This is a genomic window from Nonomuraea sp. NPDC050451 (assembly GCF_044458585.1).
In genome coordinates this window covers 55,232-69,178 of record NZ_JBITHZ010000023.1, presented here as the reverse complement: position 1 = coordinate 69,178, position 13,947 = coordinate 55,232, and the positions used below count along the sequence as shown (strand labels likewise).

Genomic DNA, 13,947 nt, shown 5'->3' with positions numbered 1-13,947 from the left:
GGGGCTACTCCACCGCGCTCAGGACGGCGTCCCAGGCGAGCTCCGACGCGAGCGTCCCGAGGCCGGTGGGCTTGACGCTCACCAGGTCCACCTCGTCCGTGGTCATCGCGAACAGCACGTCGCCGTCGTTCATGGTGTGGAACGGCTGGATGCCGCGGTGCATGGAGCTGTGCACCTGGCGGCCCACCTGGAGCAGCTCGATGTCGGTCAGCTTCACGTTCGTCACCATGACGGTCAGCGTGGTGTTGCCCATGACGGCCGGGGCCGGGTCGCCGACCATCGCGGCGTAGTCGGCGCCGGGGTGGCGGCGGGCGCCGTCCTCGGCGTGGTAGTTGCCGCGCACGATCCCGCCCTGCCGGTCGACGACCGCGCCGACGGCGTTGACCACGGTCGCCACCAGCACCTTGGCCTCGCCGAACGTGCCGAACGCGGCTCCCTGTCCGGCGAACTCGGCCCGGCCGAAGTCCACCTTGCCGGCGCTCGCCGTGCGGCCCGCGCCGCACCGGCCCACCGGGAACTCGCCTTCTACGGCGTTGCGGAGCGCGGCCCGGCCCAGCTCGCCGTCCGGGTAGACGGCGGTGTCCCTGGCCGAGAAGTCGTAGATCACCGCGCCTGACACGAGCTGGAGGTCGTCCCAGCGGGTCCGGTTGTCCCTGCGGGCCAGCAGCTCGTCGCTCACGCCCGCGGCGGCGGCCAGGCCGTACACCGAGCCGCCGGCGAAGCAGATGGCGTGGTTGTAGTCGTACCCGCCGCTCATCCCGACCGCGCCGCCGCGCGCGTCCACGGCCGTACGCGCGCCCGCCGGTACGTGGATCACGGTGCACCCGGTGGGGCCCTCCGCGTACTCGGCCGTGCCGACGAGCACGCCGGGCAGGTCGAACGCGACGGACCCGCGCCCGGGGCTGGCCTGCGGGGTCAGCGGCAGGTCCGCGTTGCGCGGCACGCCGGACGCGAACGCGGACGGGGTGGCGAGCCGGGGCTCGTTCGTCACAATGCCTCCAGAAGCTGTTTCGAATACTCGTGGGCCGGAGCCGTGTAAAAGGTGGCCGTGTCGGCGGTCTCGACGATCTCGCCCCTGCGCATGACCGCGATCCGGTCGGCGACGTAGCGGACCGCGCCGAGGTCGTGGGAGATGAACAGGGCGCTGAAGCCGTACTCGGCCTGCAGGTCCTTGATGAGGTTGAGTATCTGCACCTGCACGGAGACGTCGAGCGCGCTGACGGCCTCGTCGAAGACGATGAACCTGGGCCGGGTGACCAGCGCGCGGGCGATGGAGACGCGCTGCCGCTGGCCGCCGGACAGCTCATGGGGGTAGCGCGAGGCGAACGACGCCTCCAGCCCCACGTGCTCCAGCATCTCGGTGACCGCGTCGCCGGCCGGGCGGCCGAGCACGGCCAGCGGCTCGGCGACGCTCTGGCCGACGCGCATGCGCGGGTTGAGCGACCAGTGGGGGTGCTGCAGCACGGCCTGCATCCGGCCCGCCAGCTCGCGCCGCCGCTTGGGGAAGGGCCGGCCGTCGAACCTGACCGTGCCGGACGTGGGCCGCTGCAGCCCGAGCGCGACCCGGCTGGTGGTCGTCTTGCCCGATCCGGACTCGCCGACCAGGCCGAGCGTCTCCCCCTCCGCGACGGACAGGGACACGTGCCGCATGGCGTCCAGGTGGATGCGCCGCAGCGGCGGGCCCGCAGCGAAAGTGACGGTGACGTCATCGAGTTCGAGTATCACGCCGCCACCCTGTTCATGGCCTCACTCCGTTCGGCGGCTCGGTCGCTCAAGTCCGTCGCCTTCCCTCGTCGCTCCGGTCGCTCCGCTCCCTGCGCTCCTCAGTCCAGGCGACGGCGCTCCCTCGCGGGGCCCGGTGACAGAGCACGTCCTGCTCGCGGACCCGGACGGGGGCCGGGCGCTCGTGCTCGCAGCGCTCCTCCGCGAACGGGCAGCGCGGCGCGAAGGCGCAGCCCGGCGACGGCCCGGTGAGGACGGGCGGGCGGCCGGGCACGGGCTCCAGGCGGACGCCGTGGGCCGCGGCGGCGGGCGCCGATCCGGCCAGCGCCGCCGTGTAGGGGTGGGCGGGCTTGCCCAGCACCTCGCGGGCGGGCCCGCTCTCGACGACCCGGCCGCCGTACATGACCGCGACCCGGTCGCACCTGCGGGCGACGGCGGGCAGGTCGTGGCTGAGCCACAGGATGCTCGTCCCGGCCGCGGCGGCCAGGGAGAAGACCACGTTCAGCACCTCCTCGCGCACCTGGCTGTCCAGCGCGGCGGTCGGCTCGTCCGCGACGAGCAGCTCGGGCTCGGTGGCCATGGCCATCGCGATGGCCACCCGCTGCGCCATGCCGCCGGAGAGCTGGTGCGGGTACGCGCGCATGACGCGAGGGTCGTCGAGCTTGACCCGCCCCAGGTGGAAGCCCACGTCGGCGCCGCGCCCGAGCACCAGGCGGAGCTGGTTGCCGACGCGCATGGTCGGGTCGAGCGAGGCGATCGGATCCTGGAAGACGAACCCGAGATGCTTCCTGCGCAGGTGGCGCAGCCGGTCGGCGGGCAGGTCGAACACCGGCTCCCCGGCCACCACGACCTCCCCCTCGCTCCGCCGGGCCGTCCTGGGCAGCAGCCGGCCGACGGCGGAGCCGAGCGTGGACTTGCCGGACCCGCTCTCGCCGACCAGGCCGACGGTCTCGCCCTGCGCCACCTCCAGGTCGGCGCCGTCCAGCGCCCTGGTCCCGGCGTAGTCGATCACCAGGTTCCGTACGGTGAGCAGGCTCATGTCAAAGACCTCGTCTCCCGGGGTTCGAGCCGGTCGCGCAGCCCGTCGCCCACCACGTTGATCGCCAGGATCGCCGCCACGAGCACGACCCCGGGGCCGAGGATCAGCCAGGGCGCGGCGATCATGTAGGTGCCGCCCTGCTGGATCAGCACGCCGAGCGAGGCCTGCGGCGGCTGGACGCCGAACCCGAGGAAGCTCAGCCCGCCCTCGACCGCGATCCCGACCGACAGCGCGTACGTGCCCTGCACCGCGATCGTGCCCGCCACGTTGGGCAGCACGTGCCGCCCGAGCACGCGTGGCAGCCCGGCCCCGCTGATGACGGCCGAGGTGACGTAGTCGCGCTGCGACACGGCCACGGCGGCGGCCCGCACCAGCCGGGTCATCAGCGGGATCGTCACCAGCACGATGCTGGCCAGCGCCGCCGTCTGCCCGGGGCCGAGCACCGCGGCGACCAGGATCGCGAGCACGATGGCGGGGAAGGAGTAGAGCACCTCCACCAGGCGCATCACCAGCTCGTTCAGGTAGCCGCCGCGGTATCCGGCGATGATGCCGAACGTCGCGCTCAGCGCCGCCGTCACCAGCACGGCGACGGACGACAGCAGCAGCGTCGTGCCCACGCCCTCCATGACGCGCGGCAGCACCGAGCGGCCCAGGTTGTCGGTGCCCAGCCACCAGCCGGGCCCCGGCGGCTGCAGGCGCGGGCCGACGATCGCGTCCGGGTCTCCCCCGGCCCCGACCAGCGAGCCCAGCGCGAACACCACCAGGACCGCCAGGCAGATGAGGCCGCCGATGGACAGCCGGTCCAGCTTCCTCATGAGCGCCTCCCCGCCAGCACGCCCAGCCTCGGGTCGAGGACCCCGACGAGCAAGTCGATCAGCACGTTCATCACGATGAACACCGCCGCCGCCAGCAGCACGCCCGCCTGCACGACCGCGTAGTCGCGGCGGCCGACGGCCTGCACGATGTAGGAGCCGACGCCCGGCAGGTTGAACACGTGCTCCACGATCAGCGCCCCGCCCAGCAGGTACGCGGTGATGGTGCCGAGCAGCGTCACCACCGGGGTGGCGGCGTTGCGCAGGATGTGGTGCCGGACGATGAACCACGGCGACTCGCCGCGCCCGACGGCGGCCGTGACGTACGGCTCGACCAGCACGCCGAGCACGGCGTCCCGGGTGGTCCTGGCGGTGACGGAGATGGCGAACACCGACAGGACGGCGGCCGGCAGCACCATCGTGGCCAGGTTCGCGGCCGGGTCCTGGGTGAACGGCACCCACGCGCCGACCTCCAGGCCGAGCGCGTACCGGGAGAAGACGAACACGACCAGGCTGCCCAGCACGAACTCCGGCACGCTGACGCCGAGCCCGCTGAGCAGCCGCCCCGCCGCGCCGCCACCACCTGGCCGGGCGCGCACGGCGGTGAGCACGCCCAGGGGCACCCCCGCCAGCGCGCCGGCGACCACGGCCAGCACGGTCAGCTCGCCGGTCACCGGCAGCCGGGCCAGGAGCTCCGCGCCGACCGGCTGGCGGCTGATCATCGAGATGCCGAAGTCGCCGCCCGCGACGGCGCCCAGCCAGTGCCCGTACTGCATGAACACCGGCTGGTCGAGCCCGTAGCGGGCGGCCAGCTCCGCCTTCTGCTCGGCCGTGGCGAACGGGCCCAGCACCGTCTCCGCGAAACCGCCGGGCATCAGGCGCACGGCCGTGAAGATCAGCACGGAGACGCCCAGGAGCGTGGCGGCCGAACTGAGCGCCCGGCCGGACCACCACATCAGCAGGCGCATGGCTACTGGGTCTTCTTCACGCGGGCGTCGGCGATCAGGCGCAGCACGTTGCCGTACCCCTCGGTGGCGTACAGGCTGGGGCTGAGCGCGTCGGTCCGGAACGCGATCGTGGCCGGGCGGGTGACCAGCGGGATCATCTGCGCGTCGGTGTCGGCCTTGGCGCAGACGGCCGCCAGCGCCTTGTCACGGGCGGCTCCAGCGGGTTCCTTGCCGGCCGCGTCGATGAGCGTGTTCAGCTCCTTGTCCGGCTTCATGAAGCCGACGTTGAAGCCGGCCGTCTCCGGGTTCCACCACTTGGTGACCATGCCGGGGTCGGCGTAACCGGCGAACCAGGACAGCGCGGCGTCGAACTCGGCGGGCGCCTTGCCGTACACCTTGCCCGCCCAGCTCGCCTCGTCCAGCTGCTCGATCTTCACGGTGATGCCGGCCTGCTGGAGGTTCTGCTGGATCACCTGGGCGACCGCCGGGGCGGGCTCGGTGGAGAAGATGCTGAGCGTGAACGTCAGGTTCTGGGCGCCCGCCTCGGCCAGCAGCTTCTTCGCCTCGTCCACGCTCTTGGACGCCGACGGCAGCGCGGCCGGGTCGCACGCGCCCGGCAGGCCCGCCGGGGTGATGGCCGTCGGCTTGCCCTTGCCGCCGAGCGCCACGTCGGCGATCTGCTTCTGGTCGAGCGCGATGGCGACGGCCTGGCGCACCTTCGGGTCGGCGAACTTGGAGTTGGGGGCCTGGGTGTTGAGCATCAGATAGTAGAAGTCCGTGGTGGCCTGGGTCACGACCTGGACGTTCTTCGCCCCGGCCAGCATGGTCGCCGAGTCTACGTTGCCCAGCGTGGCCAGGGCGGCGCTGCCGTTCTGCAGGGCGGCGATGCGCGCGGCCTCCTCGGGGGCGATCGTCACGTTGACGGCGTCGACGGCCGGCTTGCCCTTGGCCCAGTACTTGTCGTTGCGCTTGAAGGTCCACGACACGTCCTGGCGGTGGTTCTCCACCACGTACGGGCCGGTGCCGAGCAGCGTCTTGGCCGGGTCGACCGACTTGTCGTCGATCTCCTTCATGGGCAGGACGGCGGCGGGGATGTTGGCGAGGGCGGCCAGGAACGGCGTGTACGGCTCGCTCAGGGTGACCTTGACCGCGCGGTCGCCGTCCTTGGTGACCGACTTGACCGGGCCGAGCTGGCCGCGCCAGACCGACTTGGAGGCCAGCAGCCGCTTCAGGCTGCCCACCACGTCGTCGGCCGTCATCTCGCGGCCGTTGGAGAAGGTGACGCCGTCGCGCAGGTGGAAGACGTACGTCTTGGGGTCGGGGGTGTCCCACTTCTCGGCCAGCATGGGCTGCACGCTGAAGTCGGGGCCCACCGTGACCAGCGTCTCGTAGGACAGCGAGAGCAGCTGCCAGGTGGTGGCGACGTCGGCGAGCTGCGGGTCGTACCCGGTGGCGGCGCCGCTGTCGATGTGCACGGCCAGGTTGAGGGTGCCCCCGGTGGGGAGCGACGGGTCGGCTGTGGCGAGGTAACCGGTCGGATTGGGCTGGTCGGGGGCTGTGGCGGGGGTGGTGGTCGTTCCGGTGGCGGCGCAGGCCGAGGCCAGCAGGGCTGCCATGACACCGCAGGCCAGGCGTATGGGACGCATGGGCCTCTTCTCCTCTAGTGGCAGGAACGTTCGGCGGCGCTCGGCGGGACGTCGAGCGTGGGGTTGCGGTCGAAGAACCCGACCGGCTTGAGTACGAACCCACAGGTGTCGACCGGCATGATCGGCCAGTCCTCCGTGCGGGGGAAATGTGTCAGGCCGAACGTGTGCCACAGCACGATGTCCTGCCCGTCGATGTCGCGGTCGGCCCTGGTGTAGGTGGGCAGGCCCGCGCCGCCGGGATGCTGGTTGACCAGGTCACCGGCAGGATAGCGCTCTGCGGGATGGTACCGCGTCACCCACAGATGCCTGGTCGCGAACTCGGCCCGCCTGCTGATGGACGACTCCGGGTGCGCGAGCAGAGCCGGCTTGCCCTCGGGGTGCAGGGCGTAGCCGACCGGGCGGCCGAGGCGGTTGCGTACGTCGGGGTTGACGACATGCCAGGTGCGCTCCTTGGCGAGGTCGGCGTCGCGCCGGCCCTCTCCCTCGGTGCGCAGCCGCTTCACGGCGCGGCCGAAGGCGTTGCCGTACGGGCTCTCGACCGCGATCGCCTCCACCTCGTCGACCGCGTTCGCCACGCCGTCCACCGTCATGTCCAGCCGGGCGCTGAACAGGTGCTGGTGGTACGGCGCCGCCAGCCCCGGCGCGACCTCCGAGCTGTAGGGCGCGGCACGGTCGTCGTAGGCACCGGTGAAGACGATGCCGGTGGCCTTGACCTCCAGCTCGATGGTCCCGTCGAGGTAGAGGTACCAGTAGAAGCCGTAGTCGTAGTTGCCCACCGTGACGAAGAACGAGATCACCAGGCGCCGCTGCCTGCGGGTCTCCCGGGAGCCGTTGGCCGGATCGGTGTGCTTCCACAGCACGCCGTAGTCCTCCTCGTGCATGCAGATCGCGTTCGTGATCACCTTGGGCACGCCGCCGCCGTCCGTCACGACGGCGTCGAAGTACGTGATCTCGCCGAGGCAGTCGCAGCCGAGCTCCAGGGAGTTGGCCAGCTTGCCGAGCTGGTACTCGCCGGTGTCGAAGTAGTTCTGCCAGAACCGGATCGGGCTCGGGTCGCCGTACGGGACCAGCATCTCCGCCACCGACGCCCGGTAGACGATCGGCCGGACGCGGCCGTCGTCCTCGAAGCCGATCTGGTGCAGGGTGAGCCCTTCGCGCATGTCGTAGCCGAGGCGCAGGCTCCACTTCTCCCAGGTGACCAGAGGGCCGTCGACCGTGAAGCTGGGGCCTTCCGGCTGGGTGATGTGGATGGGCTTCTGCGTGGTCCGGTGCGGGCCCTGGTGGTAGTCGCCGGGCTCGCCGGGGATCGGCTGGGGGCCGGTGTCCACGATCTCCATGACCTCGCCCTTGACCAGGTCCACGTACGCGACCAGGCCGTCCACGGGGTGGGCCCAGGGGAGGCTCTCGGGCGTGGGCATCAGGTGCGCCAGCACCCTCGCCACCCGCCGGCCCTCCTCCTTGGGGAGGCCGAAGTTGCCCGCGCTCAGCGCGGCCAGGTAGACGCCCGCCGGGTCCTCGATCCCCCTGCGCCACAGCGCCTCGGCCCAGGCCGGGTCCTCCCTGAGCACCCGCCTGACCAGGGCGTGCTCCTCGTCCAGCATGGGCACCTGGCCGTCGGTGACCGGGTCGATGGGCCTGCGCTCCTCGACCGTGGCCGCGCTGATCGACACGATCACGTCCTCGGCCGTCTCGGTGGCCAGGTCCAGGAGGAACGCGCGGGCCCGGCGTCCGACGGGGGCGCCCGGTTCGTACGCCAGGACCTCACCCTTCGGCGGCTCCTCGAGGCCGAGGTAGGCCACTCGCACCGTGTCGGTCAGCAGGCCCTCCTGCGTCAAGATCCGCCTGACCTCGTCGATCTCCTGCGCGGCGAGGGGGTCGAGAGGATGGGGGTGCTTCCCGGTGGTCAGGTGCAACGTTCCGCCCCTTTCTGATGCCGGAACGTTCCGGCAAGGTTTGGGATAACTTAATTGCGACCACCGGACGGAGACAAGACCCAACCGCCACCCGAAACAGACCGTTTACCCAAGCCCCACCACCCCCGCGGACCCCTCCCACCCCCGAGCCGCGTCACCGCCGAACGCCGGACGGCCCCATCGTTCGTGAGACGCAGGGAACGCCGGACGGCCCCGCCGCTCGCGGGACGCGGGGAGCGACGGAGGGCCCGATGGGTCCCGGCGTCTCGTCCGGCGGAAGTGGGCGATCAGGGCCGCTACCATCAGGGCGTGCGAGCAGACGAGGGGCGCGAGCGGGCAGGCGTGCGCACGGAGGAGCCGGTCACGATCCTCACCGTCGCCAGGGAGGCGGGGGTGTCGAAGACGACGGCCTCCGACGCGCTGCGCGGCTCCGGGCGGGTCTCGGAGCGCACCCGGGAGGCGGTCGCGCAGGTCGCCGAGCGGCTCGGCTACGTGCCCAACGGCTCGGCCAGGCACCTGCGCAAGGCCAGCACCGGCACCATCGGCCTGCACGTCCCCGAGGTCCTGACCCGCTCCTCCTACTACATGTCGTTCGTGTTCGGCGTGGTGGAGCAGGCGGCGCGGCACGACTACGACGTCACGCTGATCACGTCCGGTCAGCGCCGCTCACGGCCACCGCGTGTGGACGGCCTCGTGCTTGGGGACCCGCTGGGAGGCGACCCCGTGGTGGAGAGCCTGATGGCGACGGGTCTGCCGACGGTCTCGTGCGAACGTTTCCCCGGCTCCCGGCAGGCGGACGGCGTGGTGTGGTCGGAGCACGCCTCGATGCTGGGCCGCCTCCTCGACCATCTGCGCGAGTCGGGCGCGTCGCGGCCGGCGCTCATCGTGGCCGGGGACGAGAGCGACTGGGCGGCGAGCGTGCACCGGGGCTACCTGGAGTGGTGCGCGGCGCACGAAGTGGTGCCGCTGGTGCGGCGGGTGTCCTTCGACGCGTCGGGCGACGAGGTCCGGGCCGCCGCCCGCGCCCTCCTCGACGCCGGCCGAGAGGCCGAGCGGGGTGACGACCGCTTCACCGAGCGGGACGGCCGATCCGTCAACCGGGACGCCGATCAGGGGCTGGGCGGGGCGGCGGTGTTGGGCCGGGGCGGTGACGGGCCGCTGGACGCCCTGGTGTGTGCGCCGGCCGGGGCGGCGACCGAGGTGGCGCCGCTGCTGCGGGAGGCCGGCGTGAACGTGCTGCTCGCCTCGTGCGTCGACAGCGCCGCCACTCGCCAGTCCGACCCGCCGATCACCGCGATCGACCTGCGCCCGAAGGAGGCGGGGGCGAGCTGCGCGGAGTTGCTGTTCGAGCTGCTGTCCGGGGCCGCGCCCGTGGGTACGGAGCGCGTACACCCGATAGAGCTCTCCATCCGCGCCTCGACGCGCCCCCGCCGCCCGTAGCGGCTCAGCCGAAGTTGACGTCGCTGCAGAAGTAGAACGACTGGTCCATGTGCGAGGCCTGCCAGATCGTGTAGATCACGTGACGGCCGGTGCGCGAGCCCTTGCTGAGGTTGTTGATCATGTACACGTCACTGGGCGCGTACTTGGGGGTCGTGCGGACCAGCTCCAGGTGGTTCCAGCCCAGGGGCGTGGTGAGGGCGTTGTAGCCCTGGCGGGTGATGTAGACCTTGATGTAGTCCGCACCATGCCTGGCCTGGTCGCTCAGGCGGATGTTGAACGTGCTGCCGAGGGTCGCCATCGTCCAGGCTCCCGGCGTGTCCATCGAGCGGTAGCGGCCGCCTTCGGTCAGGCCGGCGCTGCACAGCTGACCGTTGGGGATGACCCCCTCATGGTTGCCGCCGACCCCGTTGCGGTAGAGGCCGTTCCAGTTCCACATGGCGTTGGTGTTGTCCTGCCACGCCTGCCAGCACATGGGGTCCTGCTGCTGCATGGCGGGGTTCTGGAAGTCGTTGCCCCAGCGCAGCCAGCAGCCGTAGTTGCGGGAGGCGGGGTCGACGACCGAGCCGTGTGCCGAGGCGGACTCGGCCAGGGGCACGGCGAAGATCATCGCCGTTGTCAGCAGCACAGCGAGGGCGCGCCGCGCCCAGCGGTGGGGTCCGGCTTGGGGCATAGTGCGATCTCCGTGTTCCGGTCGGGGGGTTCCGGGAAGGGGAGCGCTCCGCGGGGCGACCGTATCTGACCCCGCAAGTCCACACAAATGACGGGCCGTGTCAGCTCATGGTCATCTCTCCGCACGCCCAGGTCGACGTACCGGGTGAGCAGCGGAAAGGGCTTTCCCACCAACCCGCCAGATTGACTGAAACTTTCACTTATGTCCGATCCGGAGGGGGTGTATCAATACGTGACTGGGTCAGAACTTAAAGTGATGAGAATTGGGGAAGTAGCATGTGGGCGAGGGTAAGGCTCCCGATACTTGGTGGGTGACCGCAATGGCGACGATCGAACCGACCGGCACGGGGCGTGTAGTTATTCCGGGCCGGGCGCCGTTCACTGTCGACGATCTGCTCAAGCTCCCGGACGACGGGAACCGCTACGAGCTCTTCAACGGGAGCCTACTGGTGAGCCCTGCCCCCACAGTCCTGCACCAGATCGCCATAACTTATGGGCTGCTCCTCCTCAAGCATGCGGCACCACCGCAGATGGAGGTGTTGACGACCGTCAATCTAAAAGCCACCAACCAGGACGTCTACATCCCTGACCTTGTCGTCGTGCCCAAAAAGAGGTCGCGAACTACCGGGCTCATGTTCTCGCCTCAGGACATCCTGCTCGCGGTGGAGGTGGGCAGCCCGAGCACCAAGATGCGGGACAAGGTACTCAAAGCCGAAGCGTATGGAGACGCGGGCATCCCCGTTTACTGGCGGATCGAGCCGGAGGAAGGACCGACGCTCTGGGTCTACGAGCTCAAAGACGAGTGCTATGACACGCCGGTCCGCTACAAGGCCGGCACCCTCGCGAGCTTTACCTGGCCGTTCCCTGTCAGCTTCGACCCTGCCGAGCTGCTGGGCGACTAGCGACGCTCACCTGGAGCGGTGGTGAGCCAGAGGCGGAGTAGGTGGCGGCGGCGGGGCGGCTCGGGGTGGTCCTCGTAGGCGGTGCGGCTGTGCAAGGTCACGTGGTTGTTGAGGAACTGCAGGTCGCCCGGCCGGAAATCCATGGTGAGCGTGAAGCGGGCGTCGTTGGTCAGGTCGTCGAGGAGGGCCATGGCCTCCTCCTGCGCCCCGGTGAAAGGCGGCACGGTGGCGCCGCGCTGGGCAGAGCGTAGATAGTCGGGGCCGTACGCGATGGACACCCCGCCCCCGGGGCGAGCCGCGCAGATCGGCTTGGTGTAGAAGCTGTCGGGGCCGTCGCCGGTGCGGCGGTCGTGCCACCACGGCTCGTAGAGGACCTCCGCCAGGTCAGGCCGGGTGCGCACCACCTCGTTGTGCACCGCCACCGAGCTGACGACGGCGCTCAGGCCGCCGGATTTCGCCGGGCGGACGCACAGGAGGGCCACGACGTCGGTCGGGTCGCTGTGGTAGCCGAGCCGGCCGCTGTGCTGGTAGCTCTTGGTCCGCGCATGGGACGGGTCGGCGCCCGTGTCGCGTACGTGCATCACCGGCGCCCCCTCCGGACCCTGCGGGACGACGCCGCCCACGTGGCAGGAGAGGCCGAGGGCGGCCGTCTCGCACTGGCGCTCGCTCAGCCCCTCGACGGGCACCCCCTGGAGCAGGACGAAGCCGCGACCGTGCGTGAGCTCGTCGCGCACCCGGCGCAGGACGGGGCCGAGCGTCGGCAGCCGGAAGCTCTCCCGCGAGACCTCGCTGCCCGCAGCGTGGACGGCGGCGAGCACCTCCTGCCGGTGCGCCTCCGTGAGCCGGATCCGCCAGCTGTCGTCGCCTCGCAGCTCCGACCCCAGCCACTCCCCCGGTCCCGGCACTTCCGCCACCGCCATGACGTGACACCACCTCTCGATCGGCCAGCCGTTCGAGAGTCACCTTGCCCTTCCGGATCGGCCGAGGCAGCCCCGCATCGCCCACGGCATAACGTCTTCACCCAGGGCGGAACTCCTCGGACGGCGCGGCCCGGGCGGCCAGCGAGGTGTAGACGGTCACCTCGTCCGGCTGGACCAGCCCGTCCTGGATGGCGCAGATGAGGAGCTTCTCCTTGGTCGGCGCGGGGCGGCCCGCGGCGGCGTACTTGACCCTGGCGCGGTCGATGTACTGGCGCACGGTGCGTTCCTTGATGCCCATCCTGGCCGCCACCGACGCCTTCGACATCGACTGGAACCAGTAGAGCAGCGCCGCCCGCTCCTTGTCGGACAGCTGCGGCCGATGGGGACCCTCGTCCGTGGCGATCGCCTGGGCCATGGGCGGCGTGACGGACGGCCGGTCGGCCGCCACCTCCAGGATGGTCTCCAGGCAGGACTCCCGGGTGGCCCGGCCCTTGCCGATGAACGCCGACGCCCCCGCGTCCAGCACCGCGCGCACCGTCTCCGGCTCCTCGTGCTCCGAGAAGACGATGACCCGCTGGCCGCCCGCGCACAGCTCGGCGACCCGGTCCACGACCATGGTGCCGTTGAGGTTGAGGTCCAGCAGGAGCACGTCGGCCTGCACGCCGCGGACGGACTCGATGGTCGGCCCCTGTGCGACCAGCTCCACCGGGCTCGGCGGCCCGAACCACGACCTCACGCCGTCCACCACCACCTGATGGTCCTCCACCAGGGCGACCGTCACGCGTCCCGCCGCTGCGCCGGCGGGCCCTCCCAGATGCTGTTGACCCATACCTCCCCTCCCTGCCGCTGATAGGTGACGACGACCCCGCTCGCCTCCCGTACCGGGGTGGCGCTGACGGGCAGGTCGTCGTTGTCGGCCACGACGGCCACGCTCACCATTGTGGACATCGCGGACACCGTGACCCTGGCGCGCGACCTCGCCCCGTCCAGTGCCCGCACGGGCGCTCTGAGCAGATCCTCCCGTACGCCGTCCGGCAGCGCGGGCATGCGCTCCCCGAACGGCGGCGCCGTCACCAGGACCTGGCGCCGCTCGGCCGCGTCGATGCGCTCGCGCAGCACCGACACCAGCTCGTCCGGCACGTCCTCCCGCTCCGTGATGAGCCGCCGCAGCCGCATGGCCCCGGCCGTGCAGTCCTCGCGTACGCGGGGATCGCCCGGGTCGGCCCCGTCGGCGAGCTGTTCGAGCAGCGACTCGGCCACGTCACGGATCGCCGCGTAGCGGCGCAACCGGTCGGCGTGGATGCGCTGGGCGGACTCCCGCCAGGCGTCGTCGGCGGCCAGCCGGCGGGCCAGCAGCGCGGCGTCCTCGGCGCGGACGCGCAGCGTGTGGCAGCCCGCCGCGTAGCCGAGCTGGAGCGTGATGCTCCCCACCATGACCATGAGGTATTTGGCGATGGAGACCCGGTCGACGGTCCCCGTCACGATCATCGCCGTCAGCATGATCCCGGCGTTGAGGGAGAGGAACGCGATCAGCTCGCGCCGCCAGGCCGGCCGGTTCCACAGGAGCAGCACGCCGACCCAGCCCACCGAGCCCCAGCCCCAGTCGCTGGGTCCGAGCAGGTCCTCGGGGCGGCAGGCCACGATCACCGCGACGTCCGCGGCCAGCACGACGGCGGCCAGCCCGCGGGCCCTGGCCGGCCCCTCGAACGCCGTGACCAGCGACCGCGCGGCGATCACGACGATCACCGTGTAGGCGATCCAGGCCACCGCCGCCAGCCACGGCCAGCGGAAGGCCGGCCAGCCCGAGACGGTGACGGTGAGGTCGTAGCCGGTGTGCCAGACCGCCGTGATCACGACGGCGCCGATCGCGGTGTATCGGGCGTACCGCTGCGCCACCTCTTCGATGTCATCGGTCATGGTCGCCCCCATGCCGCGAG

The 13,947-nt window shown here is 71.5% G+C and carries 13 protein-coding genes; 2 read left to right on the top strand and 11 right to left on the bottom strand.

Going from position 1 to position 13,947, the window contains the following annotated elements:
* Positions 1 to 4: 4 nt before the first annotated feature.
* Genes ACIBI9_RS44655 through ACIBI9_RS44625 form a run of 7 tightly spaced genes read right to left on the bottom strand, consistent with a single transcriptional unit; the run spans position 5 to position 8,079 of the window.
* Positions 5 to 991, bottom strand: a complete 987-nt coding sequence (locus ACIBI9_RS44655) for a P1 family peptidase (RefSeq protein ID WP_397232023.1) — start codon at positions 989 to 991, stop codon at positions 5 to 7.
* Positions 988 to 1,725, bottom strand: a complete 738-nt coding sequence (locus ACIBI9_RS44650; protein WP_397232021.1) for an ABC transporter ATP-binding protein — start codon at positions 1,723 to 1,725, stop codon at positions 988 to 990. Before ACIBI9_RS44650 ends, ACIBI9_RS44655 begins: the two co-directional genes overlap by 4 nt.
* Positions 1,726 to 1,771: 46 nt before the next feature.
* Entirely contained in the window at positions 1,772 to 2,761 is a 990-nt protein-coding gene (locus ACIBI9_RS44645; RefSeq protein ID WP_397232019.1) for an ABC transporter ATP-binding protein, read from the bottom strand.
* The gene (locus tag ACIBI9_RS44640; RefSeq protein ID WP_366316048.1) at positions 2,758 to 3,576 is read right to left on the bottom strand and encodes an ABC transporter permease; all 819 of its coding nucleotides are present in this window, start codon (positions 3,574 to 3,576) and stop codon (positions 2,758 to 2,760) included. The genes ACIBI9_RS44645 and ACIBI9_RS44640 overlap by 4 nt, the downstream gene beginning before the upstream one ends.
* Entirely contained in the window at positions 3,573 to 4,541 is a 969-nt protein-coding gene (locus ACIBI9_RS44635) for an ABC transporter permease (protein ID WP_397232016.1), read from the bottom strand. Before ACIBI9_RS44635 ends, ACIBI9_RS44640 begins: the two co-directional genes overlap by 4 nt.
* Before the next feature lie 2 nt (positions 4,542 to 4,543).
* On the bottom strand, positions 4,544 to 6,166 hold the full coding sequence (locus ACIBI9_RS44630) for an ABC transporter substrate-binding protein (RefSeq protein WP_397232014.1): 1,623 nt from the start codon (positions 6,164 to 6,166) through the stop codon (positions 4,544 to 4,546).
* A 14-nt stretch (positions 6,167 to 6,180) separates the two neighbouring features.
* Positions 6,181 to 8,079 (bottom strand): primary-amine oxidase, encoded by a 1,899-nt coding sequence (locus tag ACIBI9_RS44625; RefSeq protein ID WP_397232012.1) that lies wholly within the window; start codon positions 8,077 to 8,079, stop codon positions 6,181 to 6,183.
* Between the two features lie 309 nt (positions 8,080 to 8,388).
* Between ACIBI9_RS44625 and ACIBI9_RS44620 the strand changes: the two genes are divergently transcribed.
* The gene (locus ACIBI9_RS44620; RefSeq protein WP_397232010.1) at positions 8,389 to 9,519 is read left to right on the top strand and encodes a LacI family DNA-binding transcriptional regulator; all 1,131 of its coding nucleotides are present in this window, start codon (positions 8,389 to 8,391) and stop codon (positions 9,517 to 9,519) included.
* A 4-nt stretch (positions 9,520 to 9,523) separates the two neighbouring features.
* Here ACIBI9_RS44620 and ACIBI9_RS44615 read toward each other — a convergent pair whose 3' ends face one another.
* The gene (locus ACIBI9_RS44615) at positions 9,524 to 10,189 is read right to left on the bottom strand and encodes a lytic polysaccharide monooxygenase (protein ID WP_397232008.1); all 666 of its coding nucleotides are present in this window, start codon (positions 10,187 to 10,189) and stop codon (positions 9,524 to 9,526) included.
* Positions 10,190 to 10,508: 319 nt separating this feature from the next.
* On the opposite strand from ACIBI9_RS44615, the gene ACIBI9_RS44610 reads away from it, so the two are divergent.
* Positions 10,509 to 11,090, top strand: a complete 582-nt coding sequence (locus ACIBI9_RS44610) for a Uma2 family endonuclease (protein WP_397232006.1) — start codon at positions 10,509 to 10,511, stop codon at positions 11,088 to 11,090.
* Here the strand turns inward: ACIBI9_RS44610 and ACIBI9_RS44605 are convergent.
* The 3 genes from ACIBI9_RS44605 to ACIBI9_RS44595 all read right to left on the bottom strand — a co-directional run bounded on the left by ACIBI9_RS44605 (position 11,087) and on the right by ACIBI9_RS44595 (position 13,927).
* Positions 11,087 to 12,010, bottom strand: a complete 924-nt coding sequence (locus tag ACIBI9_RS44605) for a TauD/TfdA family dioxygenase (RefSeq protein WP_397232004.1) — start codon at positions 12,008 to 12,010, stop codon at positions 11,087 to 11,089. The genes ACIBI9_RS44610 and ACIBI9_RS44605 overlap by 4 nt on opposite strands.
* Before the next feature lie 97 nt (positions 12,011 to 12,107).
* Positions 12,108 to 12,791 carry a response regulator gene (locus ACIBI9_RS44600; RefSeq protein WP_397232002.1) on the bottom strand — a complete coding sequence of 228 codons (684 nt, stop codon included), beginning with the start codon at positions 12,789 to 12,791 and terminating at the stop codon, positions 12,108 to 12,110.
* Positions 12,788 to 13,927, bottom strand: a complete 1,140-nt coding sequence (locus ACIBI9_RS44595) for a hypothetical protein (protein ID WP_397232000.1) — start codon at positions 13,925 to 13,927, stop codon at positions 12,788 to 12,790. The genes ACIBI9_RS44600 and ACIBI9_RS44595 overlap by 4 nt, the downstream gene beginning before the upstream one ends.
* Between the last annotated feature and the right edge of the window lie 20 nt (positions 13,928 to 13,947).

Bases quoted from the DNA above. Each gene is read 5' to 3' on its own strand.
- ACIBI9_RS44615 (WP_397232008.1), bottom strand. From the start codon at position 10,189: ATGCCCCAAGCCGGACCCCACCGCTGGGCGCGGCGCGCCCTCGCTGTG.
- ACIBI9_RS44635 (WP_397232016.1), bottom strand. From the start codon at position 4,541: ATGCGCCTGCTGATGTGGTGGTCCGGCCGGGCGCTCAGTTCGGCCGCC.
- ACIBI9_RS44605 (WP_397232004.1), bottom strand. From the start codon at position 12,010: ATGGCGGTGGCGGAAGTGCCGGGACCGGGGGAGTGGCTGGGGTCGGAG.
- ACIBI9_RS44610 (WP_397232006.1), top strand. From the start codon at position 10,509: ATGGCGACGATCGAACCGACCGGCACGGGGCGTGTAGTTATTCCGGGC.
- ACIBI9_RS44640 (WP_366316048.1), bottom strand. From the start codon at position 3,576: ATGAGGAAGCTGGACCGGCTGTCCATCGGCGGCCTCATCTGCCTGGCG.
- ACIBI9_RS44630 (WP_397232014.1), bottom strand. From the start codon at position 6,166: ATGCGTCCCATACGCCTGGCCTGCGGTGTCATGGCAGCCCTGCTGGCC.
- ACIBI9_RS44595 (WP_397232000.1), bottom strand. From the start codon at position 13,927: ATGACCGATGACATCGAAGAGGTGGCGCAGCGGTACGCCCGATACACC.
- ACIBI9_RS44645 (WP_397232019.1), bottom strand. From the start codon at position 2,761: ATGAGCCTGCTCACCGTACGGAACCTGGTGATCGACTACGCCGGGACC.